The following is a 26,105-nucleotide window of genomic DNA, read 5'->3' as shown; positions in this document are numbered from 1 at the left end:
ACAGAACACTCCATCGGATTTAATCCCGCCTCTATCATTTTTTCTTCCCTGTGAAACGGCAGGATCTTCAATTTACAGAAGCCAAACTTCAACCCGGCGATTTTTGACTTTGCCACTGGAGTTGTTCGATGCAATAGGTAGGTAAGCGCCGAAGCCCTGTACGGGAGCAGTATTTATCTGGTGGTCGCGAAGTGCGGATCGCACAGTTACTGCACGCAGCTTGGATAGAATTACTGAACGTTCCGGGCTGGCTTTTTCGTCGCCAAATCCAATCAGTAGCAATCGGCGATCACGATTTTGGGGTTTTTGCATATAGTTTGCGAGTCTTTGAATATCCTGCTGGGCTTTGTTGTCCAGAGATGCACTACCTTCAGAGAAGCGGAAATTAATACTTAGTCGTTCTGCTTTTTCAGTCAGGGTCAAATACTCCGCTGGGCCTTCCCTTAAGCTGCCAGGCTTTACACCAATTGGGGTCTGTGCAACAAACCCTGTGGCTTTTACCTGCTCTTGTCCCAGCTCACTTTGCACAAAACGTAGAAAATCATCGGCAGCTGGTTTGGCTGAATACACCGGCGTATATAAAAACAGGCGGCGTGATAGGGGATAATCTTCTGTTGCAACAGTTAAGTGTTCAGGTGCTTGAGGCAAAGTATCTTCATCGGAAACAGAGATTGCCTTGGATTGCCTTATTGATGCCAGCCCAACAAAGCCAATGCCGTTGGGGTCTGCGGCAACCAGGTCCGAGAGTTGATCATTGGATTCAAAGCGTTTTGCGCTGCCGGCGAGTGTGTGGCTTTTGCCAAGTACCAGATTCTTGAATGTATCCCAGGTGCCAGATTGATTATCACGGGCATAGACTTTGATTCGACCTTTGTTACCGCCGAGTTGTGACCAGTTGGTAATTCTGCCGGAGAAAATAGAGGCGATTTGTTGCAAGGTCAGTTTTTCGATGCGATTACCGGGATGCACAATAATTGCCAGGCCATCGATAGCAATTACATGCTCTGCCCGGCTACTGCGCATGTCTCCAAGGCGGCTCAGAGATGATAATTCCGTATCCTTGATCGGTCTGGAAGCCATGGCAATATCTGCTTGAGACTGCTCAAGCCCTTTAAAGCCAGTACTTGAACCATGCGCCGCTATATCAATGAAAACGGTGTTACTGCCAGTGTCTGCCTGTACGCGAAGTTCATTGGGAGTGTCCAAGGGGATTACGCGAATATTTCTGGCGCTTTTTGCGGAGAGGTAATCGCGAATCAAGTTGGGTGCCAGCTGTGCACCGATGGTGTTGGATCCGTGTAAGGTAAACAACAGGCCCGAAGTGCTCGAGTCGAAAGGAGGCAGCTCAGCTGAAGCCGCCGGGGTGAGTATAGGCCCCAGTAAAAGTGATAAGGTGAAACATAGCCGGTGAAGGAACAGGTACATAAAAACTCGCCCATAGGGAAGAAAAACGAGGCCGCAAAATATGTCTTATTTATTACAAAATGATGAAATCTTGATGAATAAAACGTGCAAATGTCTCACTATCCACTGTAGGAGTGATTCGTATTAAATGATCGAGTGGAAATTTGAAGCTGTGAGGTAGGAGAGATTAAGGCTTTGTAATAGAGGTGGCTCGGGTGTAAGAGGCTGCTTAATTTTTTTACAACCCCTTTTCCGTTCGGTTGTGTATGCTCAGCGGGCGGGGAAAAGGCGACTTACCAATACTGGCAGCGCGGTTTCCACGCGCAGAATACGCGCTCCCAAATGTACCGAGTGGAAACCGGCCTCCTTTAGCTTTTCAATTTCGTAGGGGATAAAGCCTCCCTCAGGGCCAATCGCAAGCGTTGTTGTCTTATCGATATCAACGGGACAGGCATCGCCACCTACCGGGTGAGCTACCAATTTTAATGTATTGGCGGATAGCTCGGGTAGCTCATCCTCCACAAACGGTTTGAAGCGCTTGCGCAAGATGATTTCCGGCATCTGAGTATCTACAGCCTGCTCAAGGCCTAACAGGCACTGTTCGAATAGTTTATCCGGTTCCAGCCAGGGTGTTTGCCAATAGGACTTTTCTACACGATAGCTATTCAGGAGAACCAGCTTTTTTACGCCTAGGGCAGTGATATGCTGAATAATCCGCTTCAACATTTTAGGGCGCGGCAATGCCAGAACCAGCGTAAGAGGTAGTGGTGGTGGAGGGCTGTTTTGTAACTCCACCCTTATCTCTACTTGTTGATCAGTAAGAAAAGTGATTTCACCAAAACCAATCTTGCCATTGAGTAACCCAACACGCAGTTGCTGCCCCGGTGCAGCTCGATGGACTTGGATAATATGCTCCAACCTGCGGCCTGAGAGGCGTACATGTGTTGAGTCGAAGAAATCAGTTTCCCGTAAAACAATCAGGTTCAAAATCCGCTAACCTTTGCTGGGCCCAGGGAATAATTTTGCTTTGTTTTGCGCAAAAGCTTATTGCTTGGCGGAGGCGATAGCCCCTTTACCCAAGCCTTCATAAGCGCGAACGGTGATTTCTTTTCCAGGCAAATCTTTGGCCAGGGTATTGGCAATATATTGAGCCAGTTGCTCCACGGTAGTATCGCAGTTGATCACCTCGCAACAGCGTACAGGAATCTCCAGAGTGAAATTGCCCTGCTGAGCCCGATAAGCGAAGCTCATGGTTTTCTCGCCCTCCTCAATTAAATCTTCGCGGGTTCCTATATAGATGTCTTCCCAGCGTTTTGCCCATTGTTGCTCCAGCTGCTTGTCGCGCTCTCCAGCAGAATAAATCTGGATGCGGGATCGATGGCCATGGGCAATTCGCTGGCAATTGCCATCGTGTTTTTTTAGCCCATGGCTGTAGTGGTAGAAGGCATCTTCTATTTTTTCATCTTCAAAAGAGAGCTTGAGTTGCTCGACACTGGTCGGAAAGGAGCTGGCCAGCTGCTTTACACTCCAGTTTGCAACGGTGTCTCTATTAATAGTGTCAGCTTCGACTAGAGCGAAAGCCTGCTCAGGCCCGGATACGGCAATTTGCTCGCCATTTGCCAGCTGCCAACTGAGTGAAATTAGCTCGCCTTCATTAGTAAGTGTCAGGCCTGGGGCCTTGGTGGGCACTAAAAGGCGGTGGTCAAGTTGATCATCCAGCCAATGGCGTAGAGTCTTTTTAACGATACCAAAGTCACAAACCATACCCTGGTGATCCAGGGTGCCCTCAAGGGCAGCATTGGCCAGCCATGTCTCTCCTACCAACCCGCGTTCATGGTCCAGGTAGCTGAAGTCAACATTGGTCAAATTATCGACAAAAAGGTGCATGAGTAACTCTATTGAAGGGGTAAAATACTAGACGTCTATTATAACCTGTTAATAGGGCTGGAACTTGCGCCTTTATGCCTCTATAATCGCGCCCTCTTCGGATGCACCGAAGATCGTTGTGGCGGCCCTTCCGGTCCCCTCGCAATGAGCAGCTGTGAACCCCGCCAGGCCCGGAAGGGAGCAACGGTAGCAGTGGTATCATGTGCCGAGGGTGTTGCTGGTTGGGCTGCCTCCATCTTCTCAGTCTTTCCCTTCTATTTTCTTTTAGATCTTCTTTCCCCGTTGCGAAGTAAGCTTCTTGAGACCTCGCGAACTGACTGGTTTTGAGCCGTATTTTCCCCCGGAAAATCTGCAATAAAAGGTATTTTGTGTCGAACTGGGCTTTCAAATTGCGCCTGACGTCGATGACAATATGAAGCTTATGCTATAAACGGCGTCAGTTATAACCAGGCCCAATAATGATTATCTGAGGGGAAGATGAAGAAAATTGCTTTCGCCATCGCCACTACGGTGGCGCTGTCTGCTTGCGACGATGGCCAACAGGCTCCGAAAAATATTGATGTGGCTCAGGCTACTGCAGCAAGTCCGGCGGCAGAACAAGGTCAGCTGACAGCCAAAGATGCCCAGGCGTTCCTGGATGGCGCCCAGGCGCGCCTGGAAAAAATGGCCCAGGAGATGAGCCATGCAGCCTGGTTGGCTTCGACTTACATCAATATGGACTCCCAGTACGTTGAAGCGCTCGCCAGTGAGCGTTACACGACCCTGGCCGTGGAACTCGCCTCCGAAGCAGCTAAGTTCAATAACCTGGAACTGGATGCAGATACCCGCCGCAAGCTGACTATGTTGAAGCAGGGCTTGGTATTCCCCGCTCCGAAGGATCCGGCATTAACTTCCGAATTGGCTCAAATCGGCTCGAAGATGCAGGGTATGTATGGCGCTGGCAAATACTGCCGTGAGGAGTCGGGGGATGAGAAGTGCTATACCCTGACCGAAATGGGTCAGATGATGGCCACCAATCGCGACCCTGAACTACTCAAGGATCTTTGGGTCGGTTGGCGCAAAGTCTCTCCTCCAATGAAGCCACTTTATGAGCGCCAGGTTGAGATCGGCAACGCCGGTACCAAAGAGCTGGGCTATGACAACTTGAGTGTTTTCTGGCGCTCCAAGTACGATATGAAACCGGATGCTTTCGCAGCTGATATGGATACGCAGTGGAATAAGGTGAAGCCTTTGTATGAGGCCCTGCATTGCCATGTGCGTGCCAAGCTGAATGAGCATTATGGCGATGAGGTTGCACCTGCCCAGGGCAAAATTCCGGCACATTTGCTCGGTAACATGTGGGCTCAGGAATGGGGCAATATCTATGAATTGGTTAAAGATGAGGACATGCAAGCGCCTTATGACCTGACTCAGCTCGTTGTTGACTCTGGCATGAGTGAGAAGGATATGGTGAAGGTGGGTGAGAAGTTCTTCACCTCTCTTGGCTTTGAGCCGCTACCTGATACTTTCTGGGAGCGCTCACAGTTCACCCAGCCCCAGGATCGGGATGTGGTATGTCATGCCAGTGCCTGGAATATGGATGGTCAGGACGACATTCGTATCAAGATGTGTATCAACAAGACTGGTGAAGACCTGGTTACAATCCATCATGAATTGGGCCATAACTTCTACCAGCGCATCTATAAGGACCAGCCTTTCCTCTACAAAGAGGGTGCCAATGATGGTTTCCATGAAGCTGTTGGCGACACTATCGCGCTATCTATTACCCCGAAGTACCTTAAAGAAATCGGCTTGATGAATGAGGTGCCGGACGAGAGTAAGGATATTGGCTACCTGATGCAGCAGGCGCTGGATAAGATTGCCTTCCTGCCTTTTGGTTTGTTGGTAGATAAATGGCGTTGGCAGGTATTTAATGGCGAAGTGCAGCCTTCCGATTACAACAAGGCATGGTGGAAATTGCGTGAGGAATACCAGGGTATTGAAGCTCCAGTAGAGCGCACCGAAGCGAATTTTGACCCGGGTGCCAAGTACCACATTCCAGGTAATACGCCTTATGCCCGCTACTTCCTTGCGCGTATTCAGCAGTTCCAGTTCCATCGTGCACTCTGTGAGGCCGCTGGTGAAACCGGGCCGCTGCATCGTTGCTCTATTTACAAAAATGATGAAGCGGGCGAGAAGTTGCGCACCATGTTGGCTATGGGTGCAAGCAAGCCCTGGCCCGATGCAATGGAAGCTCTGACTGGCCAGCGCGATCTGGATGCCTCGGCAATTATCGATTACTTCCAGCCTTTGATGGCCTATCTGGAAGAGCAAAACCAGGGGCGTCAGTGCGGCTGGTAATCTGCTGGTTATCCAATAGCGTATTAGCGCACTAATTAAGAAAGGGGGCTCCCCCTTTCTTATTGTTCCGATGGTTTCTTCAAAGCTTTTCTGGAGTATTCTTTCAATTGCACTCTCTGTTCTTATAAAGTTGTGCTTGAATCCAATAATTTGGCATACAGCTGAGTAATAACATTCATATTGCGCAGCATTAGATCGGTAGTGCCTGTAATTACTTGAATCTGGCGCTTCTCAGATATTTTCATCTCTCCTTCGAACCCGCGACTGGCGTAATTTAGGTGATCCTGAGCTTTACGCAGATTGTGGGTGATTTCGGGTGTGTTGAGTGGGCTTTCCAGAAGCTGGTTAAGGCGGTTGGAGTACTCGGAAAGATCCTGTTGCAGACCGCTACTGGCATTATCTTGGGAAATTTCCCAGAGTTTAGCAGCATAGTTTTTGGCTATGCGCTGGGAGAGCATGCGTTGCCGACCTGCGATGTTAATTAACTCAGCGCTATTATGCGGTGCAAGTTGCTGGAGCTTCACAACATAAGCATGGGTTTCAGACAGGAGTTCATCACTCCGTTCAAACAGCTTAGTAGCGCTTTCCTTGCTGGTGGGTTGGAGGGCGATTTTTTCAAATTTTTCCCACTCCTTTTGCACTTTTATTAATTGGGTTTCGATTTTTTCCGCGCCCTGAAAGTTACTTAGTTTTTCGTGGTTTCGCTTGAACTCCTGGAGGGACCTTGAAAAGACTTTTTTGTGGTGCTCCGCACTGGGCTGTATTCCGCGGAGGATATACGCCTGGGTGATACGCTGAGACAGCATCCGCTGTCGGCCAGCTATATTGATGGCATCTCCCATGGTGAAGGCCGAGATATCGAAGCTTAAGAATAACAAGAAAAGTACTGCTATTAACTTCATGATTTTACTCTTGTTGCTTGGTTGTTTTCGGTTTTGATTTTTGTTTGATCGGGCTGGTGCCGGGGTATAGATCCGGTACTGCTGCCAGTGGTGCTCGGTTCGCCTAAACTTCTAGTGCCCTCAGTAGGTTGTTCATTGCAATCGGGTTCAAGGTGGAATTTCAGTTGTTACTATTTTGCTTGCTCCCTGTTCCAGGTCATGGTCACAACAAAGAAAGAGGGGTGGTTCTAGTGGCCGCTTTTTGTTGAGAGTCATTGGTAGAATTTAATCGACAAGCAAAATTGTTGGCGTTGGATTTTTGGGTTAGACAGAGATTTGAATTTAATTAACTTGAGGGGTGTTTATAGCAAATTTGCCTGGATGGTTATCTACCCCCTTTTTTTAAGGTCGGGGCTGTGGTGGTATAGGCAAGGCTTTGGGGGCTTGAAGCGGGTGTCTTTTGTTGGTCTGTAAATAAAAAAGGCCCTACCGGAGGTAGAGCCTTTTTTTCGTGGGGACTTGCTAATCAGAAGCGGTAGTTAATGGCTGCACTGAACAGCCAGGCCTCTGTTTTGGTCGTGCCGCCATCGTAGTAGGTCGGGACGGGGATTGGTGTATATTCCTGAATTCTCTCGTCGTCACCCCAGATGTAAGCTATGCCGGCATCTACGCTCAGCTTTTCATTATATTGATAGGTTCCACCAAGCGTGAGCCACTGACGATCGGTGTCTGGAATGGATAATGTGCGCCAGGTGATGGGGAGGTCCAGGCCAGTAGTGGCAAGAATTTCTTCTTGCTCGTGACGATTGAAACCATCGCGCGCTGCACCTTGGTCATAGGCATAGCCGAAGCGCACGGTAATATCATCATTGTAGAAATACTCGCCAGCGAGGCTGAAGCGTGAACCGCTTTTAAAGTTTTCTTCTTTGATGAGTAGAGGATTGAACCCCTCACCAGCGCTTGGGATAAAGGCTTCGAGACGCTCAAACTCTTCCCAGTTGGTCCACATATAGCCAACTGCAACTGCCCATTGGTTGTCGAAGCGGTGGTAGAAACCCAGCTCCAAAGTATCCGGCAGGTCTAACGTGAGGTTGCCGCTGGTATCATCAAATGGCGCGGCAGGGGGAGGTATTAAGTCGGAACTCACATCCCCTTTGAGTTTGGGATCGTACTTGGCATGGTAAGAAATGCCGGCGCGGGTATTATCACTGATGCGCCACAATGCACCTAAGGTCCAGCTAACATCCCAGCCATCGCCCTCAATCTTAAGAACGGAAGCGCCAGAGAGGCCTCTGCCTAAGACCGCAGGATTACTGAAGATTGGGTCAAGAACAAAGTCTGTCGGTATATTGGTCTTCAGGGTTGCATCGGCGTACAGGAAATTGATAGAAGCGCCAATGCTAAAGGTGTTATTAATATCGTAAGCAATAGAGGGCTGGATATTGACTGTCAGCAGCTCAGTTTGGTTTGCAATGGCAGCCGCTGGAAAGCTATCGGGGAAGTCAGTCTCAAGGCCAAAATCTGTATACATGGCCAGGCCCCAAGACCACTCATCGTTGATCGGTGCGGCTAAATAACCGTTGGGAATCCATGCGCTGGTAGCGTAATCGTCGGCATCAGCCCGAACAGTGGTCCGGGTGCCCGGGATTGGCCCGAAATAAGTAACATCGCCAGATACGTCGATATTGGGGTCTACGTAAGTAAGGCCACCTGAAATAGTGTAGGTGTCAAACAGCGCAGAGCCCGCGGGGTTGCGTGCGAGGATAGAGGCATTGTCACCGATGGTGTTTTCGGCGGCGAAGGCGCGGCCTAGGCCAGATGCGCTGGTTTCCTGCAGGTAGAAACCTGCTGCCATTGCGCCTTGGGAAACGGAGCCGATTGCTGCGGCCAGAACTGCGTGTCGCAGGTATTTCTTATTCATGAGAGCCCATCTCTAAGTCTGCTGATTACTGAAAACCATATGCAGCATTTGAATAAATGCTGTTACATGGAAGGAAGGCCGTTAGACTTATATAGATACCTTCCGATTTCATAGCAAATCCCTTACTGGAAAAGTTAGGCAATAGAAAACTGCCTGAGCAAGGGAAAGGAGTCACTTTATAATGAGAAAGGAGGCAAAAATCCATCAAATGAATAGATTTTTTTGCCTCGCGGGGAACTGGTTTTTTATTGGCCTGAGCTGACGTTTTTTCCATTAATGGATAGATTTGTCATGGTGATTTGGTATTTTTTACCATTTTCCTCTCTTTGAACAAGCTTCACTAACGCATAGTTCCACTGGGGGGCAATCCAGACTGTTGTCTCTCTTGCAGAGTCGGCATCCCGAACCCTGCGCACTTTAATTGTCTCGATTTCCCCCATCGGGGTATCCAGGGTTTCAGTGCCTTCTCGGGCAAAAGTGTATTTGCGAATCTTCTTGCCATCGGCAATTTCGTACTGGAGGTCTTCTTTGCCTGCGGCGACATCCATTGTCAGTTGCAACTGGTAGCTGACCTTATCGAGAATATGTGGAGGTACATCTTTCAAATCCCTTTCGGGATTGGAAACATTGAGTACCATGCCCTTGTCTGGTTCAAAATTGAGCACAGTGCCGCGATTACGGCCCAGTCCTTTGCGGCGATATTCGTAATGGTAGGGAGTTATGTGGCCGTTCTCACTGGTAAAGCGGGAGTACTCTTTGATGCTGGCAAATAGGGTGTTGGTGCTGAAATCCAGTCGCCAATTGCCCTGCTGGCCTGTGAGCTCGCGGGTGGCGGTGACGCTGATACCATTGAAGCGCGCAGTATAGGTCGCTTTAAAGGGTTCTAATTGGTTGGCCAGGGTTTGGCTGGTGAGTAGAAAAAGAAATAGAGAGGAAACTAAAAAACGCACGGCTGAGCCCCACTAATACTGAGTCTCCTTGAATATTAGCCGGCGGGACTGGCAAAGTACATTGAAGGACTTTTACCCCGCCAGCTAATAACAGGTCTCAGCTGTTTAGTTTGGCTCCGCTACGGGGTAGGAGTTCGCCATCCAACTGGGAGCGATCACCGTGCATATGCAACCTTTTCTCTGCGAACCAGGTAACTGCCATTGGGTATATTGCATGTTCCTGCACTTGAACCCGCTTGGCCAATGACTCTGTTGTATCCCCATCTTTTATAGGGACTACAGCCTGGATGATGGCTGGGCCCCCATCCAGTTCTTCGGTAACAAAGTGCACGGTAGCGCCGTGCTCGCAATCACCGGCATCCAGGGCGCGCTGGTGGGTGTGTAAGCCCTGGTACTTTGGCAGCAGGGAAGGATGAATATTGAGTAGGCGCCCGCTGTAGTGCTGTACAAACTCCGGTGTCAGGATGCGCATGAAACCGGCCAGGACTACCAGATCTGTTTGTTGGCTGTCGATCTCGGAAATCAGAGCACGGTCAAAATCCTCTCGGCTGGAGAACTCCCGATGATCAATCACTGAGCATGAGACGCCAGCTTCGGCGGCTCGAGTCAGGCCGTAGGCCCCAGATTTATTACTGATAACTGAGCAGATAGAAAAGGGCGCGTCGGTTTTTGCCGAGGCATCCAATAGCGCTTGCAGGTTACTGCCACTGCCGGAGATCAAAACGGTAACTTTGCATACACCCTGAGTCATTATAAGCCTGCCAGTTCAACAGCTTCCGAGCCCTCAACGGCATTTTCAATGCTGCCCACTACAAAGGCTTCCTCACCCAGTTGTTTGAGGGTTTCCAGAGCTTTATCAGCTTGATTAGCAGGTACACAAATTACCATGCCGACACCGCAGTTGAATGTGCGGTACATTTCGCGTGGGTCGATATTGCCTGCGCCCTGCAGCCAGCGAAATACCGCCGGCATTTCCCAGCTGCTAACGTCAACGCGCGCAAGGCACCCTTCAGGAAGAACACGGGGCAGGTTTTCCAGCAGGCCGCCGCCGGTGATATGGCTGAGGGCATTAACCTGGACACTCTTCATCAGCTGCAGCAGGTTCTTGACATAGATACGAGTGGGCGCCATTAAGGCTTTGGCCAGGGTTTCTCCGCCAACAGCCTCTTCCAAGTCGGCACTGCTGACTTCCAGTACTTTTCGGATCAGTGAGTAGCCATTGGAGTGAGGCCCACTGGAAGAGAGACCGATCAAAATATCGCCGCTTTTGACTTTGCTGCCGTCGATGATTTCTGATTTTTCCACCACTCCCGTACAGAATCCGGCCAAGTCGTAGTCGTCGCCCTCATACATGCCTGGCATCTCGGCGGTCTCGCCACCTACCAGTGCACAGCCGGCCAGCTCACAACCTTTACCAATTCCAGAGACTACCTCAGTGGCGATATCTACATTGAGTTTGCCGGTAGCGTAGTAATCGAGGAAGAACAGGGGCTCAGCGCCTGCGACGACAAGGTCGTTGACGCACATGGCAACCAGGTCAATGCCGATGCTGTCGTGGATACCCAAGTCCATTGCCAAGCGTAGTTTGGTTCCCACACCATCGGTGCCAGAAACTAATACGGGCTCTTTATAGCCAGAGGGCAATTGGCAAAGGGCGCCAAAACCGCCCAGGCCGCCCATTACTTCTGGCCGGGAGGTGCGTTTGGCTACATGTTTGATGCGCTCTACCAGGGCGTTACCCGCGTCGATATCGACTCCGGCATCTTTATAGGAGAGGGATGATTGAGTGGATTGCGGCTTGGAATCGCTCATGATTCTTCCTGCGGTGGGTATTCGAAGGGCGCGTATTCTAGCCGGGTCTTGCCTCAGTAGCCACGCCCTGGCGGCATCTCATTAGGTGATTATGGAATTTATCTCCATGTTGGCCTGTTGAAATACACGAATAGTGAGAACTCGGGGCTGAGAGAAGTCGCCGACGCTGATACAATAGCCCCAATTTTTATCCTAACCGTGGATTTTGGCGTCTTGCGCATCAATAACAATTTCGTGCAAGCTCACGGGGTGGAATGAGGTTTGGAGAGAAATCCTATGCACAAGCTGCTCCGGCAGGGATTGGTGTTGCAGTTACTGGCACTGCTTTTCGGTGCGCTAAGCCTGCCAGTCCAGGCTCGAGTTATCTCGGATCTATACGAAGTGGTTGAAGCCGTGCCCAGTCGTGGCGCTACAGACCGTGCGGCTGCGGGTAGCCGGGGACTCGAGCGGGTATTTGTGCGGGTTACAGGGGATGCCGCTATTGGCAGTAACCCCAATCTGCAATCGCTCCTGCCAAAGGCTCAACAGTTAGTACAGGGCTATCGCTACACTAGCGAGAACAATCAGCTTTATCTTCATCTCTCTTTTGACCCCCAGGCTGTCTCCAGGCAAGTTCACCAGCTGGGTTTACCTATGTGGCCAAATAACCGCCCAGGCACTTTGGTCTGGCTGGCCGTAGATACACTGCAAGATGGCCGCAGTGTCCTGCGTGAAGAAGATGCTCCAGAATTATTCTCTGTGCTTGACGCTATGGCCATAGAGCGGGGCGTTCCACTGGATTTCCCAGTGATGGATCTCAACGATCAGCGCAATATGCCTTTAGGGTCCCTCTGGGCTCAAGACGAGGCAGCTGCCGAACGTGCGGGTTTTCGCTACCGACCCGATGCTACTCTGATGGGGCGCCTATTGCAGGCTTCCGGCCGCCGCTGGCAGGCAGATTGGCTGCTGTTACACGGTGGGCGCAGCTATGCGTTCGACAGTAATGGTGGTTCTTTGGAAGAGGTGGCCTTACGAGGGGTTAACCAGATGGCTAACTTGTTAGCCCAGCGCTATGCGGTGCGCCCAGAAGGACAGGATGCTGAATCTGGAGCTGTGATTGTTGAACTGTCTGGTGTTGGTAGTTTTGCCGACTATACCGAAGCTTTGGCTTACCTGCAGGGGTTGGCTCAGGTGAGCAGTGCTCAGCTGCTCTCAGTGGAGAGCGATCGAGCGCGCTTGGCCTTGGTCACCTCTGTGGGGATGCGCAATTTACGTGATGCCCTAGCACTAAACCATAAATTGAGGGCACAGGGCCACGGGGACCCCATCGACCTGAGTGGAAACCGTGCCCCACTGGGCAGTGCTGACAATCCGTTGCGTTATCGCTGGGACTGAGATGAGTATTCCGCAGCAGTTGCCACTGGGCGTTTCCCTCCGGGACGATGCCACTTTCGATAACTTCTATCTGTCTGAGATGGACCCCAACCGTCAGGTTGTAGCCATGCTTCAGTCGTTTGCAAGTGGGCAGAACCCCGAGTCGGCAGTGTATATCTGGGGGGAGGCCGGTAGTGGTGTCAGCCATTTGTTACAGTCGGCCTGCCAAAGTGCCGAGGCCAATGGTCGTACGTTCCAATACCTGCCTATGGCTGAGCTGATGGCGATGGACCCTCTGGTGCTTTTGGATGGCCTTGAGCAGCTGGATCTGGTTTGTATTGATGACCTGCACCTTTTGGAGGGGCAGCCACAGTGGCAGACGGCGATGTTCCACCTATACAATCGGGTTAGGGATAGTGGCAGGCAGCTGTTGCTTGGGGCGCGTAAGTCCCCCCGGGGGATGGACATTGCCCTCGCGGACTTGCAGTCACGTCTTCAGTGGGCTCTGGTATTCCAGCTACAACCCATGAACGATAAGGATAAGGTAGCTGCACTGCGCAGGCGCAGCCGCTTGCGTGGTTTTGATTTGCCTGAGGATGTGGCCCAATACATATTACACCGCGCCCCTAGGGATACCCGGGCCTTATTTCTGTGCTTGGAGCAGTTGGATAGAGCTTCCCTGATGGCACAGCGCAAAATCACCATCCCCTTTGTGAAGCAAGTGCTGGATATCTAATTGGTTAGATGATTGACCGGCGCTACACTGCGCCGGTAGTTTATCTACAAAAATATTCTACTCCCGGATCTTTTCTCAGATCCATCAGATGCCCTTATTGGTCCTTTTTCTTTGATTTTCCCTCGCCCCACAATATCAAGTGGTGACGGCCTTGGGGCTCGTGCGTAAATTGCTGTCCCTGCTTACTTCCGAGGCTCACAGCCAGAGGAGATTGATATGCCAAATGTTCATAGAATCCTCTATGTGAGTCACGCTGCGGAAGATGAAAGTAGCGGCTTATTGCAGGCATTTGCAGTTGCTCGCAATAACCATGCGGATATTAAGGTTTTGTTAGTGTGCCCTGCAGTACCTGAAGGTTTTGAGGATTTTGGTGAGTTGTGTGAAAAGGCCATGCTGGAGCGGGTAAGGGGGAGATTGCTTCAGCCCAGGAGAGGATGAACCTGCCCAAGGATCAGATAAAACTGGAAATAGAATCTGACTGCGGTCCACGCCCCGCCGAACGGGTGATTCGTCGGGTTCTTACCGGGGGCTATGACTTGGTCATTAAGAATGTAGAAGGGCGCACCCAGCGTAAGGGTTTTAAAGCTATTGATATGGAATTATTACGTAAATGCCCTTGTCCGGTTTGGTTATGTCGGCCAATAGAGCGTACTCACACTGATATTCGGGTTGCAGTGGCAATAGACCCAGAGACCGATGCGGCTAGTACTTATGATCTGGCAATTCGCCTGTTGCGCTGGGCTAGGGTATTGGCGGATAGCTGCAGTGGCACCCTACATGTAATTTCCTGCTGGGACTATGACGTGGATGAGTATCTGCGCCGCCATTTTCCGCTCAGTGCTTCTGAAGAGGAATTGGATCAGGCTACCGAGGCTGCGCGATCCCAACATCGCTCGAAGCTGGATGTGCTGATCCGTGCATCGGGCATTGGTGGAGACATACAGGTCCATCACGTGATTGCCCATCCTGATAACTATATCCCGCTGCTAATCGATGAGGAAAAGCTTGATTTGTTGGTGATGGGAACGGTGGGGCGCGCAGGAATACCTGGATTTATTATGGGTAATACCGCAGAGAATATCTTACAAAAAGTTAGCTGCTCTCTCCTAGCGTTAAAGCCCAGTGATTTTGAATCCCCTATTAAAATTTAATTTTTGGATTCTTGGTTAAGGTGCAATTGATATATTAATTTCTTTTGTTTCAAGTTATTAGATTTTTTTCAGGGTCTTTTTTTCATCTTTCTTATATGTTGGGTGGCTTGGGGTTTTAGTTTCTTTTGATTGTTTTTTCTGAGTGAAAAATTCAAGAAGGTTATTGTCTAGAGACAGTATGGCCTGGTATTTCTGAATATTGCTTTTATTTAGCTGTTTAACTCTTATTGATGTTATCAATATTTACATATTGATTGCCAAATTACTTGTTCCTTGGTGCCAGTTGGGTTTTATTTAAGTCGGGGCTTTTCAAGTGGCTACTTACCTAAATTGATTTTTAGTTGGTGTTTTGTCGCTCAATTCTACTTATTCGTCGCACTAAAAAGCCAGAGCGGTTGTGCCAGACCTCATTATAGAGTGAGAATGGAGTCACAAGTTAGGAGGAGAAGATAATGATAAAAAGGATATCCAAATGGTTAGGCGGGATACTATTACTCGGGGTAGTAGCAGTATCGGTCTTTGCTGTCAATGCGATCTATTTTAAACCCTGGTCTATCAATGTGTATTTCGAGCGTGCTTTTATTAAGCTCGGCAGCACCAGTCCAGAGATTCTCTCCCAACTGCGGGTGTTGGAGCAATTTGGTATCGATGGGCACAATGCTCACCTGGATGATGTTTCTGAAGAAGAACAGCAACGCCAGATGCAAATGATTAAAGATGAGCTGGCAGTGCTGCAGGGGTATAACCGCGAGGAGCTAAACGGGCAGAAGGCAATTTCATACGATGTGTTTGCTCACTTTCTTGGCAATATGGTGGAGGGAGAGCGGTGGAAACATCATAATTATCCGCTTAACCAGATGTTTGGGGTACAAAATAGCTTGCCCGAATTTCTTGCCGAAGTACACCAGATCAATAATGTCAAAGAGGCAGAGTATTATCTCTCCCGGCTAAGCGAGGTTGATAGAAAGTTCTCCCAGGTGCTTGACGGGTTAAGAATCCGTGAACAGAAAAAAATTCTACCACCTCGCTTTGTTATCGATAGTGTATTGGAGGAGATGCAGGATTTTATTGCTGTTCCTGCTCATGAAAATATCCTCTTTACCTCTTTGCAAGAGCGCTTAGGGAAAATTGAAGGATTACCGGAGCAGGAGCGCACACGTATTCTGGGTAGGGGTGAGGCTTTGATTGATGCGGAAGTTTATCCTGCATATAAAAGCCTGATCGCTTATTACCGTGAGTTGCAACCACAGGTCTATGAAAATAATGGGGTTTGGGCATTACCGGATGGTGATGAATTTTACGCTTACCAAGTGCGCAGTCATACATCCACTGATTTGAAACCGGAGGATTTGCATCGTATTGGTCTTGAGGAGGTTGCTCGTATTGAAGGGGAGATGAGCCGAATTTTCGCCTCGGTAGGCCAGGATAGCGGCAGTATCAGTGAGCGTTTCGCGGGGATTAATAATGACCCCCAGTTCCTTTATGAGGATTCTGATCAGGGGCGTGAGCAGATCATAGCCGATTATCAAGCGATGATTGATGAGGTAAATACGGGCTTGGGAGATTACTTTGATATAAAGCCGGCGATGGGTGTTGAAGTTCGTCGTGTGCCTGAATTTAAGGAGCAGGGGGCTCCCGGCGCCTATTATAATCCCCCGGCTATGGATGGTTCTCGCCCCGGTGTATTTTATGCAAACTTGCGAGATGTTCATGAAACCAAGAAGTTTGGCATGCGCACCTTGGCCTATCATGAAGCTGTTCCCGGCCATCATTTTCAATTGGCGATAGCCCAGGAATTACAGGGGGTTCCCACTTTCCGAAAAATGGGTTTATTTACTGCCTATGCCGAAGGCTGGGCCCTCTATGCTGAGCAGGTAGCGAAGGAGGCTGGTTTCCAGGAAAACCCCTATGATGACCTGGGTCGACTGCAGGCGGAAATGTTTCGTGCTGTACGATTGGTTGTGGATACCGGCATGCATCACAAACGCTGGAGTCGTGAGGAAGCTATCGAGTATATGGTGGAAAAAACTGGTATGACAGAAACTGAGGTTACCACTGAAATTGAACGTTATCTTGTGATGCCGGGCCAAGCCCTGGCTTATAAAGCAGGGATGTTGAAAATCCTGGAGCTGCGTGAAAGGGCCCGTGAAAAATTGGGTGGCGACTTTGATATTCGACAGTTCCACAACGTGGTCTTAACTAATGGAGCCTTGCCATTGGCAGTGCTTGAGCAGCAGGTGGACAGCTGGATCACAATGAAAAAAGGGTAATGCTTTTTCGTACCCATAAAATAAAAAGGCCGCTCAATGAGCGGCCTTTTTATTGGGGTTACTTTTGTTATATGAAGCTAGCTATTCGCTTTCACTTGTGCGACCCATTCATTCACGAGCTCTTCCAGTACATCAAGTGGCACTGCACCATTGGCTAGAATAGTGTCGTGGAAGCCGCGAACATCAAACTTGTCACCAAGCTCTGCCTTGGATTTCTCGCGCAGCTCGACAATCTTGAGCATGCCAATTTTATAAGCGGTCGCCTGGCCGGGCATGACGATATAGCGTTCGATAGCCTTAACTACATCGCCTTTTGGGTTGGGGGTATTTTCCACCAAGTAGTCGATGGCTTGTTCGCGAGTCCATTTCTTGGCGTGGAGGCCAGTATCCACAACCAGGCGGCCTGCGCGCCACAACTCCATAGCTAGGCGACCAAAGTCAGAGTAGGGGTCTTCATAGAAACCCAGTTCCTTGGGAACCAGCTCTGAGTAGAGCCCCCAGCCCTCGGTATAGGCCGTGTAGCCACCGTATTTGCGGAATTTTGGAATATCCTGAAGCTCCTGGGCGATAGAGAGCTGCATATGATGGCCGGGGATACCCTCATGGTAAGCCAGTGCTTCCATTTGATAGGTGGGCATATCTGACATGTTGTAGAGGTTGGCGTAGTAAATGCCGGGACGGGACCCATCTGGAGCAGGGCGCTGATAGAAGGCTTTGCCGGCAGATTTTTCACGGAATGGCTCAACAGCTCTTACATCAAGTTCAGCTTTGGGCTTGGTAATAAACAGCTCATCCAAACGCCCTTTCATGGTGTCGATAATAGCGGTGGCTTTCTCCAGGTATTCCGCCTTACCTTCCTCTGTAGTGGGGTAGTAGAACTGCTTGTCGGTTCGCATGAATTCGAAGAATTCCTGCAAGTTACCCTCGAACTTTACTTTGCGCATGATCTCACGCATTTCGTCGTGGATACGTGCAACTTCTTTGAGACCTGTCTGATGGATTTCATCAGCAGTCATGTCGGTAGTGGTGTATACACCCAGTCGGAATTTGTAGAAATCCTCACCATCAGCCAGTTTCCAGGCGCCGTCGTCGGTGGTGGCTTTTTTCTCAAGCTCCTGCAAATAGCCGATCAGTTTTTCATAGGCGGGGCCCGTGCTCTCTTTCAGCGCGGTACTGGCTTTGTTGATGAGTGCTTGTTTCTGCTCTTTGCCAATATCCAGTTTTTCTACTTTGCCTTTAAAGTCAGCAAACAGAGGGCTGTCTTTATCACCGTTAAAAGGTGCACCATTGATCAGGTTTTGCGAATCACTGATCACGTAGGGGAATACGAATTTTGGTACAATAGTGCCGGCTTCAGCATTGGCTTTCAGTTTCTCTTCCAACTGGGAGAAGTACTTGGGCATTGCATTCAGGCGCGCGATATAAGCCTCAGCATCACTTACATCGTCAATGCGGTGCTGGCTAATAAGTAGGGAGGCCGCACTGGTGTGTGTGGCGTACATCTGGTTGACGGGATAGCTGTGGTTGCGCCACTTATAGCCCTCGATATCCTGTTCCAGGTTACGCTTGGCCAAGCGCAAGCTCAGTCGGGTGGCTTCGTCCAGGTTACTGGGGTCAATTTTGTTTAGTTCAGCCAGCTGACGCTTGTCAATTTCCAGGGTTTCTTTGGCGAATTCCGGGGAGAGGTCGTCCCACTTATCGTAGTCCTCTTTTTTGCCCAGGAATGTTTTGAATTCTGGGCTGCGGGAAAGATGCTCCTGGAAGAAGTCCTCGAACATCTGGTTAACCTGTTTGATGGCTTCCTGGCTTACCTCGGTAGTGGTGTCTTGTGAGGCTTTGCTTTCTGCTGCAGGAGCGGTCATATTCTGCTCCGCTGTGTTCGGTTTGCCGCGGTCACAGCCGCTGATAACAAGAGCACTTATGGCAGCTGCGATCAGGGTCGGTTTCAACTTCATGAGCATATTCCCAGTGTTCGGAGGTTCGTTGCTACTTTGTGCCACTCAAGTGGCATTCTCTAGGTTTTCGTTGCTATGGAATTTGCAGTTCCAAAGCGCACAGTAGAAGGTATTGTGCGCACTTGTGGTGCTTTTGGCCAGAGGCAGTTTCCCTCCACTTCGGTGTCACAGTTGCGCCCTGACCAAAAATAAAAAAGCGGGCACAGGGCCCGCTTTTTAGGTGAACTCGCGATTAAGCGAAATTCTGGTTTACAAATTCCCAGTTCACCAGATTCCAGAAGGCTTCCATGTACTTCGGACGCAGGTTGCGGTAGTCGATGTAGTAAGCGTGTTCCCACACATCGCAGGTCATCAGGGGAGTTACACCCTCTTCGGTCAGTGGAGTAGCTGCATTGGAGGTGTTCACGATTGCAACTGAGCCATCAGCCTTTTTCACCAGCCAAGTCCAGCCGGAGCCAAAATTGTTAACGGCACTGGTGGTAAACTCTTCTTTGAATTTTTCAAAGCTGCCGAAAGCGGCAGTGATAGCTTCAGCGATTGCGCCAGTGGCTTCGCCGCCGCCGTTGGGGCTCAGGCAGTTCCAGTAGAAAGTGTGGTTCCACACCTGGGCCGCGTTATTGAATACACCACCAGAGGAGGACTTGATGACTTCTTCCAGGGATTTGTCAGCATCAGCGGTGCCTTCCAGCAGGCCGTTCAGTTTATCTACGTAAGTTTTGTGGTGTTTGCCGTAGTGGTACTCCAAAGTTTCTTCGGAGATATGTGGGGCCAGGGCATTCATCGCGTAGGGGAGTTCGGGCAATTCGAAAGCCATGGTGTCTTCCTTCCTTTGTTTTCGGGTTATTGGTGAGAGCATTCTACACGCGCCGTATGCCAGAATTAAGCCGGCGCGATTGAATAGGGGAATTTGGGACGATTTCCTCGAACTCAAGGGGGGGTATATTGATGACAGTGTGCGACTGTCGTCTATTCTTACCAGTGGCCGCTTACTTTTTCGTCAATTTTTGGTATAACTGCCGCAGAATTCGACGAATCTGTCTCGGCTTTGATTGCCACATAGTATTCGATTTACCGGTACCTGGCTGGGCTGTTTTGAACCAGCCGGTACCGAATTCAGCAGATTTAGCTACCGGGTGTATTAATACATGCAACGCAGAGAGCCCACACTGGACGGCAGCGCCGCTATTGAACCAGCACTGGACCCACGGTCACAAAGAGAGAGTGAGACGGCGACTGAACCGCAGGTTATTGTTGAAGAGCGCCGCGGAGGTTTTTCCTTCCTCGGTATGTGTGCACTTGTCCTCGCTATGGGCGGGCTTGCCGCTTCAGGTTTTCTCTACCAGCAGTGGCAAGAGAGCCGTACTCAATTGGTTAATGCCGAAAACCGTATTGCCGATGCGGAGAGCCGGATTGCCGAGCTGGAGAAGCGTTTTAATCTCTCTGACGAGGAATCCACGGCATCTGTTGAGGTGCTAAATGCTAAAGCCAAAGAGAACTCCTCTGAGATTCGTAAACTCTGGGGTGTTGCTTACGATACTAACCGCAAGAGTATCACTGCGAATAAAGCAGCTGTTGCAGCCAATAAGAAGCAGGTTGCTGCACTCAATACCAAGCTGGGCAGCCTCGATGCCAGTGTGAAGAAGATTGCCGCTGTTGAAACTGCATTGTCGGAGCTGCGCAAGAGTAACACCGACAGCAAGCGCGAGATGACGGATAAAATTTCGCGTTTGGAACGACAACTAGCTTCTGTGCGCAGTGACCTGACTATGCGTGTCGGCGCTAACGAGGAAGCTGTGGAGTCTATCGACGCTTATCGACGCTCTGTTAATAAAGATCTGGTGCAATTGCGCGATGCAATTCGCTCCCTGCAGGCCAGCGAGCCAACTGCCTCATCTATGTAGGCATTGCGAGAAATAAAAAAGGGCGAACCCTATGTTCGCCCTTTTTTATTGCCCTGATAAATCAACAAGTCCCTTGCCAAATCAATAACCGGTCTATAACCCTACATTTCGTGTAGAATCGCCGGCCTTGAGACGTTAATCGGAGTTGGGTATGACCACTATCCGCCAGGATGATCTGATCGATAGCGTGGCTGACGCGCTGCAATTTATTTCTTACTACCACCCACAGGACTTCATTCGGGCCCTGAACAAGGCTTATGAGAAAGAGGTCAACCCGGCGGCCAAGGACGCCATGGCACAGATACTGATCAACTCACGTATGTGCGCCGAAGGCCATCGTCCCATTTGCCAGGACACGGGTATTGTGACCGTGAAGCTGAAAGTGGGCATGAATGTGCGCTGGGACGCTGAAATGGGTGTCACCGATATGGTGAACGAAGGTGTGCGTCGTGCCTATAAGAATGCCAGCAATGTGCTGCGAGCTTCTATTCTTGATGACCCTGATGGCGCGCGTAAAAACACTGGTGACAATACTCCAGCGGTTATCCACTACGAGATTGTACCCGGTGATACTGTCGAAGTTTACGTAGCGGCCAAGGGGGTGGCAGTGAAGCCAAGACCAAGTTTGCCATGCTGAATCCGTCTGACTCCGTAGTGGACTGGGTTTTGAAGATGGTGCCGCAGATGGGCGCTGGTTGGTGCCCGCCGGGCATGCTGGGTATCGGCATCGGTGGTACTGCTGAGAAAGCCATGTTACTGGCTAAGGAGTCACTCCTAGATCCTATCGATATTCAGGAGCTGCAAGAGCGCGGCGCCTCCAGCCGTGCTGAAGAGCTTCGTTTGGAGTTATATGATTCCGTAAACAAACTGGGTATTGGTGCTCAGGGGCTTGGCGGACTGACCACTGTCCTGGATGTAAAGATTAAGGATTATCCTACTCACGCAGCTAACAAGGCAGTGGCGATTATTCCCAATTGTGCCGCTACTCGTCATACGCACTTCACTCTGGATGGCTCTGGCCCCGCGTGCCAGACTCCGCCGAAGCTGGAAGACTGGCCGGAAATTACTCGTGAAGCTGGCAGCAACACTCGCCGTGTCAACCTGGATACCGTCACTGCAGAGGATGTGCAGAGCTGGCAGCCCGGTGAAACCTTGCTACTGAATGGCAAGATGCTTACTGGTCGCGACGCCGCTCACAAAAAAATGGTGGATATCCTAGCGAAAGGGGAGAAGCTGCCAGTGGACCTGACTGGCCGCTTTATCTATTACGTAGGGCCGGTAGATCCTGTGCGGGATGAAGTGGTTGGCCCCGCAGGCCCAACTACCGCGACCCGTATGGATAAGTTTACGCGCACTATGCTCGAAGAGACTGGCCTGCAAGGGATGATCGGTAAGGCAGAGCGTGGCCCAGTGGCAATTGAAGCGATTCGTGACAATAAAGCGGTATACCTGATGGCTGTGGGCGGCGCAGCGTACCTGGTAGCTCAAGCGATTAAAGCCTCCAAGGTAATTGCTTTTCCGGAGCTGGGTATGGAAGCCATCTACGAGTTTGAGGTGGAGGACATGCCAGTAACCGTAGCTGTCGATAGCCAAGGTGAGTCTGTGCATACCACTGGACCGTTGATCTGGAAGGCAAAAATTGAGGAGGGCGTCGTCTAAGGGCTGCCTCAATTTATACAAGCCGGGTCCGCGAGGTTCCCGGCTTTTTTTGTCTTCAAGCTTTTAGGGATTAAGTTTGGCGGGACTAGGTTGTCATCTCAGCTAGTCACTGTAAACAGGCATAGTAAAAGCCTAACCTAATGCCTCAATTAGATTCATCCTGGTGCAGCACACTCCAAAAGCCTCTACATACCCAGCTCTGGGTAAAGCTGCAAAATGGTTTCTCTTAACCAGCGATGGGCGGGGTTATTGGTTTGTGACTTATGCCAAATCAGCTGCAGGCTGACCTTGGGGAAGTCCATAGGCAGCTCAATTGTACGAACAGGTAGTGCTCGGTAATGAGAGAACTTCATCATCCTTGCGGGTACAACGGCAATTAAATCGGTGGTGGCGACTATATGAGGAAAGGAGGATAGGTGTGGGACACGCAGACAAATATTGCGCTGCAATTTATTCGGTCTGGCCAGCCTCTCCATCGGTGAGCCTACGGGGCTTCCCCTCAGCAATGATATTTGTGGTATTGATTGAAAATCCGCTTCAGAGATGGATTTTCCTACCTTCTCATTATGCTCTCCTGCGATCACCACCAATTCCTCTTCGGCAATAATCAGGCTGCTGTAATTGGGAGATTCTAATGGTAAATAATCGATAATTAAGTCGACTTCACCATTGCTTACCATTCTGGAAGTCATCTCTGATTCGTCAGGCAATATTGTGAGCCTTATCCCAGGTGCATACTCTCGTAGCCAGGCACTGAGTCCTGGAATCATAAGGGTTTCCACCACATCGGGTAGAACAATCGAGAAATCCCTTTCTGCCTCATGATGTTCAAAGTCGAGTTGCTGAAAGCTGGATCTCACTGCTCCAAGAGCGGTGTGAATGGAAGGGTGTAGTGACAGGGCACGCTCGGTAGGGCGTAGCCCTTTTGCGGTGCGGATAAAAAGGGCATCGTTATAGGTGGATCTCAAGCGCTTTAAAGCGGCACTTACTGCAGGTTGGCTCATGTGTAGCTTTACTGCAGCCCTAGTCAGGTTACGTTCGACCATCAGGGCATCAAATACAGGCAGTAAATTCAAGTCCATTGATCTGAGATGACTCGACATTATCAATCTCACAAATAATGCTGTTAATTATTATTTATTAGAATTCAATCATCCGCCTGATTATATTTCTGGTCAATCAAATTCTTAAATTTGCTAATGCAATTGATGAGAGGCACCCTTTACATCACTTCTAGAGAGATGTGATCAAACAGCCTGATTCTGATTGTTTATATAGTTTTACGGAATACCAACTCTAATAAAAAGGAGCAGATATGTCGATCAATCACGATGCGGCTACTTTCAGAGCCGGGTACCGGGCACGAGTGAAGAGCCGTTACAGCGGGTGGTTTCATCTATCGGGTATTCTGGCTATTGGCGTCGGAGTTTGTATTTACTGCATATTTCAGTTGGATATGTTAAAACCTTGGGAGTTATTAGTGATCCCCGTAGGGGTTGTTCTATATAACTTTTCTGAATACGCAAGTCATCGTTGGGCTGGTCATAAAAAAATTAGAATTGCAGGAGTTTTTTATCGCAGACATACTGGGGATCATCACAGTTTTTTCTCTCCGCCCCTGTTTTCAATTGATACTACCAGAGACTGGAGGATAGTACTTTTCCCTACTTACTTAACGGCAACTCTTGCTTTAGTGATAGCCCCGAGTTTAGGGTATTTTTTTCTATTTTCTTGTCGATGAATGCTGCTTACCTCTTGATTGTGACTATTGTAGTAAATCATTTGGGTTATGAATTGTTGCACTTGGGATACCACCAGCCTCTGGATCATTGGTTTCATCGAGTTCCCGTTCTGCGTGAGTTGGCTCAACTACATCGTATACATCATCAACGTAACTTGATGAATCAATGTAACTTTAATTTGACTATCCCCCTGTTTGATTTTTTGCTGGGTACTTTTCATTGGGAATCTATTGGGTATTGCCAGAAGAACGAGAGTTAGAGCTCTAAAACGTATTTGGTTCAAATAGATCCCGTCTCCTCCAGCTGGGTCAACATTAGCTCTCGAATTATCGGTACAGGTGCATTACCAAAGCTGAGAAATTCTTCGTGAAATTCTTTTAAATTAAATTTTTTCCCGAGTTTCTGCTTTATTTCATCACGCAGAGAAAGTATGTCAGTGTAACCCGCGAAGTAACTGGTTAACTGTACTTGGCTCAAGGTGGCTCGCCGCCATTTGCCCTCAGCTTCAGCCTGCTGTTGGAATGCGCCTTGAATCATCAGCTTAAGTGCATCGGCTTCATTAAGGCCTTTTACTTGAACTTCATAATCCAGGATTGTATTGGTGATAGTGCGCAGGTTCCACTTGTAATACATCAGCCACAATTCTGGAGAAAAGTTACCATATCCAGCTTCTAACATCATACGCTCAGCATAGACAGCCCACCCCTCGATCATGGCTCCATTACCTAGAATACTTTTTATAAGACTGGGGGATTGGTTGGCATAAACCAACTGAGTATAGTGTCCCGGGATGGCCTCGTGGATATTGAGGATCTGCAGGGTGTAGTTATTGTATTCTCGTAGCAGGCTGTCAGCTTGATTGTCGCTGAGCTGTGCCATAGGCATTACATTGTAATAGGTAATGGCATTCTTATTGTAAGGTCCAGGAGCATTGATGGAGGCAACAGCAAAACCTTGAAGGTAAGGTGGAGTGGTGCGTACAATCAGAGGTTTGTTTTTATCCAGTGTTAGCAAGTTATTCTTAGTTACAAAAGTGGCTAATTCTGGAATTTGTTGTTCAACCTTCTCCTTAAAAGTATATTTTGTGGCATGGTGTTCGGATAGTTTATCTAGTACCTTTTGGATCTTGAGTTGCTTATCTGAAGGTGGGGCTTCTTTAGGATAATATCTGGGCCAGAGTTTTTCTGATAGCTCTAGCATTTTATCTCGAACTAATATCTTTTCTTCCATTGCAAGCTCGTAAAGTTCGGCTGCACTTATACCAATCTGGATATCAAAATTGAATTTTTCCTCGTAGAGTTTTTCGCCAATACGAAAATCGCGGAATTTTCCAGTTTTTTCCAGTTTTTTTTGTAGTTTCTTCAGGAATGTAATATAGCCTTGGATAGCCTGGCGAGTTACTTCCAGGCGCTGTTGGAAAACTGCTTTTTCATCGTCGAACAATTGGCTGTTTACTGCTTTCTTTTCTGTCTCTTCACCGAATACTTCCATGGCCCCTTCATTTTGCTGGATAGCCAGTGCCAGTTGAGGGGCGGCGGGCCTGCGGATGTTATGCATAGCAGCTTGATAATATTCCGGTACCTTGCGCATACGAGTACTAAAAGTTCGTAAGCGTTGCTCTAAAGGTGCATACTCCGTATTCAATATAAGGGCAAAAGGATGAGAAACATTGTAATTGGAGGGGTCCCATTCAAAAGATTTGAAGGTGGTATATTCCCACTGTAAACGCAGAAGGAAGTTTAAGATCAATGCCAAGTCAGTACGTGCGTTGATGCTTAGCTGATCTATGTTCAGTGCATTAAACTTTTCTTCATAAGTCTCTGCAAAATCCAGCAAGTATTTCCGGTAGGCCTTATTGGGTACCTGTATCTGGGTGGCGACATCATAGTAGCCCTCACGAACAGCCCAGGACGGAAAAAGACGCCAGAGCCCATTAACGAACTGTTCACTCAATTGCTGGAAAGTCAGCTCTGTCTCAGCCCGCATTTCTGCGATAGTTTCGGACTCCGGGGGTAATACGGTTCTTATCCAGACTCTGTGGACCGCAGGCACTAGTTGAGAGGAATGACAGTAATATCAACATACACAAAAGGGCTTTCATAAGAGTCCTTGCTTCGCTGGGCTTCTAATACCTGGGGGCTGT

20 protein-coding genes, 1 other RNA gene and 1 pseudogene are annotated in these 26,105 nt (G+C 49.2%); 10 read left to right on the top strand and 12 right to left on the bottom strand.

The features are described from left to right. Nucleotides 1-72 precede the first annotated feature (72 nt). The 3 genes from P3339_RS17080 to P3339_RS17070 form a co-directional block, all read right to left on the bottom strand. Nucleotides 73-1,425 (bottom strand): substrate-binding domain-containing protein, encoded by a 1,353-nt coding sequence (locus P3339_RS17080; protein WP_282951297.1) that lies wholly within the window; start codon nt 1,423-1,425, stop codon nt 73-75. Nucleotides 1,426-1,674: 249 nt separating this feature from the next. Then, nucleotides 1,675-2,391 carry a 16S rRNA (uracil(1498)-N(3))-methyltransferase gene (locus P3339_RS17075; protein ID WP_282951296.1) on the bottom strand — a complete coding sequence of 239 codons (717 nt, stop codon included), beginning with the start codon at nt 2,389-2,391 and terminating at the stop codon, nt 1,675-1,677. Between the two features lie 57 nt (nt 2,392-2,448). Continuing rightward, entirely contained in the window at nt 2,449-3,291 is an 843-nt protein-coding gene (locus P3339_RS17070) for a 6-carboxytetrahydropterin synthase (protein WP_282951295.1), read from the bottom strand. Between the two features lie 128 nt (nt 3,292-3,419). On the opposite strand from P3339_RS17070, the gene ffs reads away from it, so the two are divergent. Together ffs and P3339_RS17060 are read left to right on the top strand one after the other, a co-directional pair. Then, nucleotides 3,420-3,517: signal recognition particle sRNA small type (ffs, locus tag P3339_RS17065), an RNA gene on the top strand. A 251-nt stretch (nt 3,518-3,768) separates the two neighbouring features. Then, nucleotides 3,769-5,631 (top strand): M2 family metallopeptidase, encoded by a 1,863-nt coding sequence (locus P3339_RS17060; RefSeq protein WP_282951294.1) that lies wholly within the window; start codon nt 3,769-3,771, stop codon nt 5,629-5,631. Nucleotides 5,632-5,753: 122 nt separating this feature from the next. Here the strand turns inward: P3339_RS17060 and P3339_RS17055 are convergent, their stop codons facing one another. The 5 genes from P3339_RS17055 to purM all read right to left on the bottom strand — a co-directional run bounded on the left by P3339_RS17055 (nt 5,754) and on the right by purM (nt 11,195). Then, the gene (locus tag P3339_RS17055; protein WP_282951293.1) at nt 5,754-6,533 is read right to left on the bottom strand and encodes a type IV pili methyl-accepting chemotaxis transducer N-terminal domain-containing protein; all 780 of its coding nucleotides are present in this window, start codon (nt 6,531-6,533) and stop codon (nt 5,754-5,756) included. 505 nt (nt 6,534-7,038) lie between these two features. After that, complete coding sequence (locus P3339_RS17050) at nt 7,039-8,433, bottom strand: outer membrane protein transport protein (RefSeq protein WP_282951292.1); 1,395 nt, start codon at nt 8,431-8,433, stop codon at nt 7,039-7,041. Nucleotides 8,434-8,678: 245 nt separating this feature from the next. Beyond that, a complete protein-coding gene (locus tag P3339_RS17045) occupies nt 8,679-9,383 on the bottom strand; it encodes a DUF3108 domain-containing protein (protein WP_282951291.1) in 705 nt (234 codons plus the stop codon). A gap of 97 nt (nt 9,384-9,480) precedes the next feature. Continuing rightward, a complete protein-coding gene (gene purN / locus P3339_RS17040; RefSeq protein ID WP_282951290.1) occupies nt 9,481-10,134 on the bottom strand; it encodes a phosphoribosylglycinamide formyltransferase in 654 nt (217 codons plus the stop codon). Then, nucleotides 10,134-11,195: a phosphoribosylformylglycinamidine cyclo-ligase gene (gene purM / locus P3339_RS17035; RefSeq protein ID WP_020411666.1), complete on the bottom strand. Its 1,062-nt coding sequence runs from the start codon at nt 11,193-11,195 to the stop codon at nt 10,134-10,136. The genes purN and purM overlap by 1 nt, the downstream gene beginning before the upstream one ends. A gap of 276 nt (nt 11,196-11,471) precedes the next feature. On the opposite strand from purM, the gene P3339_RS17030 reads away from it, so the two are divergent. The 5 genes from P3339_RS17030 to P3339_RS17010 all read left to right on the top strand — a co-directional run bounded on the left by P3339_RS17030 (nt 11,472) and on the right by P3339_RS17010 (nt 16,705). After that, complete coding sequence (locus tag P3339_RS17030) at nt 11,472-12,569, top strand: DUF2066 domain-containing protein (protein ID WP_020411667.1); 1,098 nt, start codon at nt 11,472-11,474, stop codon at nt 12,567-12,569. Between the two features lies 1 nt (nt 12,570). Continuing rightward, a complete protein-coding gene (gene hda / locus P3339_RS17025) occupies nt 12,571-13,284 on the top strand; it encodes a DnaA regulatory inactivator Hda (RefSeq protein WP_020411668.1) in 714 nt (237 codons plus the stop codon). 216 nt (nt 13,285-13,500) lie between these two features. Further along, a complete protein-coding gene (locus tag P3339_RS17020) occupies nt 13,501-13,722 on the top strand; it encodes a hypothetical protein (protein WP_282951289.1) in 222 nt (73 codons plus the stop codon). Next, nucleotides 13,719-14,435 carry a universal stress protein gene (locus P3339_RS17015; RefSeq protein WP_282951288.1) on the top strand — a complete coding sequence of 239 codons (717 nt, stop codon included), beginning with the start codon at nt 13,719-13,721 and terminating at the stop codon, nt 14,433-14,435. Before P3339_RS17020 ends, P3339_RS17015 begins: the two co-directional genes overlap by 4 nt. A gap of 452 nt (nt 14,436-14,887) precedes the next feature. Then, a complete protein-coding gene (locus P3339_RS17010; RefSeq protein ID WP_282951287.1) occupies nt 14,888-16,705 on the top strand; it encodes a DUF885 domain-containing protein in 1,818 nt (605 codons plus the stop codon). Nucleotides 16,706-16,782: 77 nt separating this feature from the next. Here P3339_RS17010 and P3339_RS17005 read toward each other — a convergent pair whose 3' ends face one another. Then, nucleotides 16,783-18,660, bottom strand: a complete 1,878-nt coding sequence (locus tag P3339_RS17005; protein ID WP_282951286.1) for a DUF885 domain-containing protein — start codon at nt 18,658-18,660, stop codon at nt 16,783-16,785. 232 nt (nt 18,661-18,892) lie between these two features. Then, complete coding sequence (locus tag P3339_RS17000) at nt 18,893-19,474, bottom strand: superoxide dismutase (RefSeq protein ID WP_020411673.1); 582 nt, start codon at nt 19,472-19,474, stop codon at nt 18,893-18,895. 331 nt (nt 19,475-19,805) lie between these two features. Between P3339_RS17000 and P3339_RS16995 the strand changes: the two genes are divergently transcribed. Continuing rightward, nucleotides 19,806-20,561, top strand: coding sequence for a hypothetical protein (locus tag P3339_RS16995; RefSeq protein WP_282951285.1), 756 nt, complete (start codon nt 19,806-19,808; stop codon nt 20,559-20,561). 151 nt (nt 20,562-20,712) lie between these two features. After that, nucleotides 20,713-22,220 (top strand): annotated as a pseudogene (locus P3339_RS16990) (fumarate hydratase). A 185-nt stretch (nt 22,221-22,405) separates the two neighbouring features. On the opposite strand, the gene P3339_RS16985 reads toward P3339_RS16990, so the two are convergent. After that, nucleotides 22,406-23,323: a LysR substrate-binding domain-containing protein gene (locus P3339_RS16985; protein ID WP_026304906.1), complete on the bottom strand. Its 918-nt coding sequence runs from the start codon at nt 23,321-23,323 to the stop codon at nt 22,406-22,408. Nucleotides 23,324-23,951: 628 nt separating this feature from the next. On the opposite strand from P3339_RS16985, the gene P3339_RS23590 reads away from it, so the two are divergent. Continuing rightward, nucleotides 23,952-24,221: a sterol desaturase family protein gene (locus P3339_RS23590; protein ID WP_353056845.1), complete on the top strand. Its 270-nt coding sequence runs from the start codon at nt 23,952-23,954 to the stop codon at nt 24,219-24,221. Nucleotides 24,222-24,241: 20 nt separating this feature from the next. Here P3339_RS23590 and P3339_RS16980 read toward each other — a convergent pair whose 3' ends face one another. Next, the gene (locus P3339_RS16980) at nt 24,242-25,948 is read right to left on the bottom strand and encodes a DUF885 domain-containing protein (RefSeq protein ID WP_282951284.1); all 1,707 of its coding nucleotides are present in this window, start codon (nt 25,946-25,948) and stop codon (nt 24,242-24,244) included. Between the last annotated feature and the right edge of the window lie 157 nt (nt 25,949-26,105).

The sequence above is a fragment of the Microbulbifer sp. MLAF003 genome, assembly GCF_030012965.1.
GTDB classification, from domain to species: domain Bacteria; phylum Pseudomonadota; class Gammaproteobacteria; order Pseudomonadales; family Cellvibrionaceae; genus Microbulbifer; species Microbulbifer variabilis.
The sequence above is the reverse complement of the archived record's forward strand: the minus strand, read 5'-3'. Positions and strand labels throughout refer to the sequence as shown.

Bases quoted from the DNA above. Each gene is read 5' to 3' on its own strand.
- P3339_RS17055 (WP_282951293.1), bottom strand. From the start codon at position 6,533: ATGAAGTTAATAGCAGTACTTTTCTTGTTATTCTTAAGCTTCGATATC.
- P3339_RS17080 (WP_282951297.1), bottom strand. From the start codon at position 1,425: ATGTACCTGTTCCTTCACCGGCTATGTTTCACCTTATCACTTTTACTG.
- P3339_RS17015 (WP_282951288.1), top strand. From the start codon at position 13,719: ATGAACCTGCCCAAGGATCAGATAAAACTGGAAATAGAATCTGACTGC.
- P3339_RS17010 (WP_282951287.1), top strand. From the start codon at position 14,888: ATGATAAAAAGGATATCCAAATGGTTAGGCGGGATACTATTACTCGGG.
- P3339_RS17060 (WP_282951294.1), top strand. From the start codon at position 3,769: ATGAAGAAAATTGCTTTCGCCATCGCCACTACGGTGGCGCTGTCTGCT.
- P3339_RS17020 (WP_282951289.1), top strand. From the start codon at position 13,501: ATGCCAAATGTTCATAGAATCCTCTATGTGAGTCACGCTGCGGAAGAT.
- P3339_RS16995 (WP_282951285.1), top strand. From the start codon at position 19,806: ATGCAACGCAGAGAGCCCACACTGGACGGCAGCGCCGCTATTGAACCA.
- P3339_RS17000 (WP_020411673.1), bottom strand. From the start codon at position 19,474: ATGGCTTTCGAATTGCCCGAACTCCCCTACGCGATGAATGCCCTGGCC.
- P3339_RS16980 (WP_282951284.1), bottom strand. From the start codon at position 25,948: ATGCGGGCTGAGACAGAGCTGACTTTCCAGCAATTGAGTGAACAGTTC.
- P3339_RS17005 (WP_282951286.1), bottom strand. From the start codon at position 18,660: ATGAAGTTGAAACCGACCCTGATCGCAGCTGCCATAAGTGCTCTTGTT.
- hda (WP_020411668.1), top strand. From the start codon at position 12,571: ATGAGTATTCCGCAGCAGTTGCCACTGGGCGTTTCCCTCCGGGACGAT.
- P3339_RS17070 (WP_282951295.1), bottom strand. From the start codon at position 3,291: ATGCACCTTTTTGTCGATAATTTGACCAATGTTGACTTCAGCTACCTG.
- purN (WP_282951290.1), bottom strand. From the start codon at position 10,134: ATGACTCAGGGTGTATGCAAAGTTACCGTTTTGATCTCCGGCAGTGGC.
- purM (WP_020411666.1), bottom strand. From the start codon at position 11,195: ATGAGCGATTCCAAGCCGCAATCCACTCAATCATCCCTCTCCTATAAA.
- P3339_RS17050 (WP_282951292.1), bottom strand. From the start codon at position 8,433: ATGAATAAGAAATACCTGCGACACGCAGTTCTGGCCGCAGCAATCGGC.
- P3339_RS16985 (WP_026304906.1), bottom strand. From the start codon at position 23,323: ATGTCGAGTCATCTCAGATCAATGGACTTGAATTTACTGCCTGTATTT.
- P3339_RS17030 (WP_020411667.1), top strand. From the start codon at position 11,472: ATGCACAAGCTGCTCCGGCAGGGATTGGTGTTGCAGTTACTGGCACTG.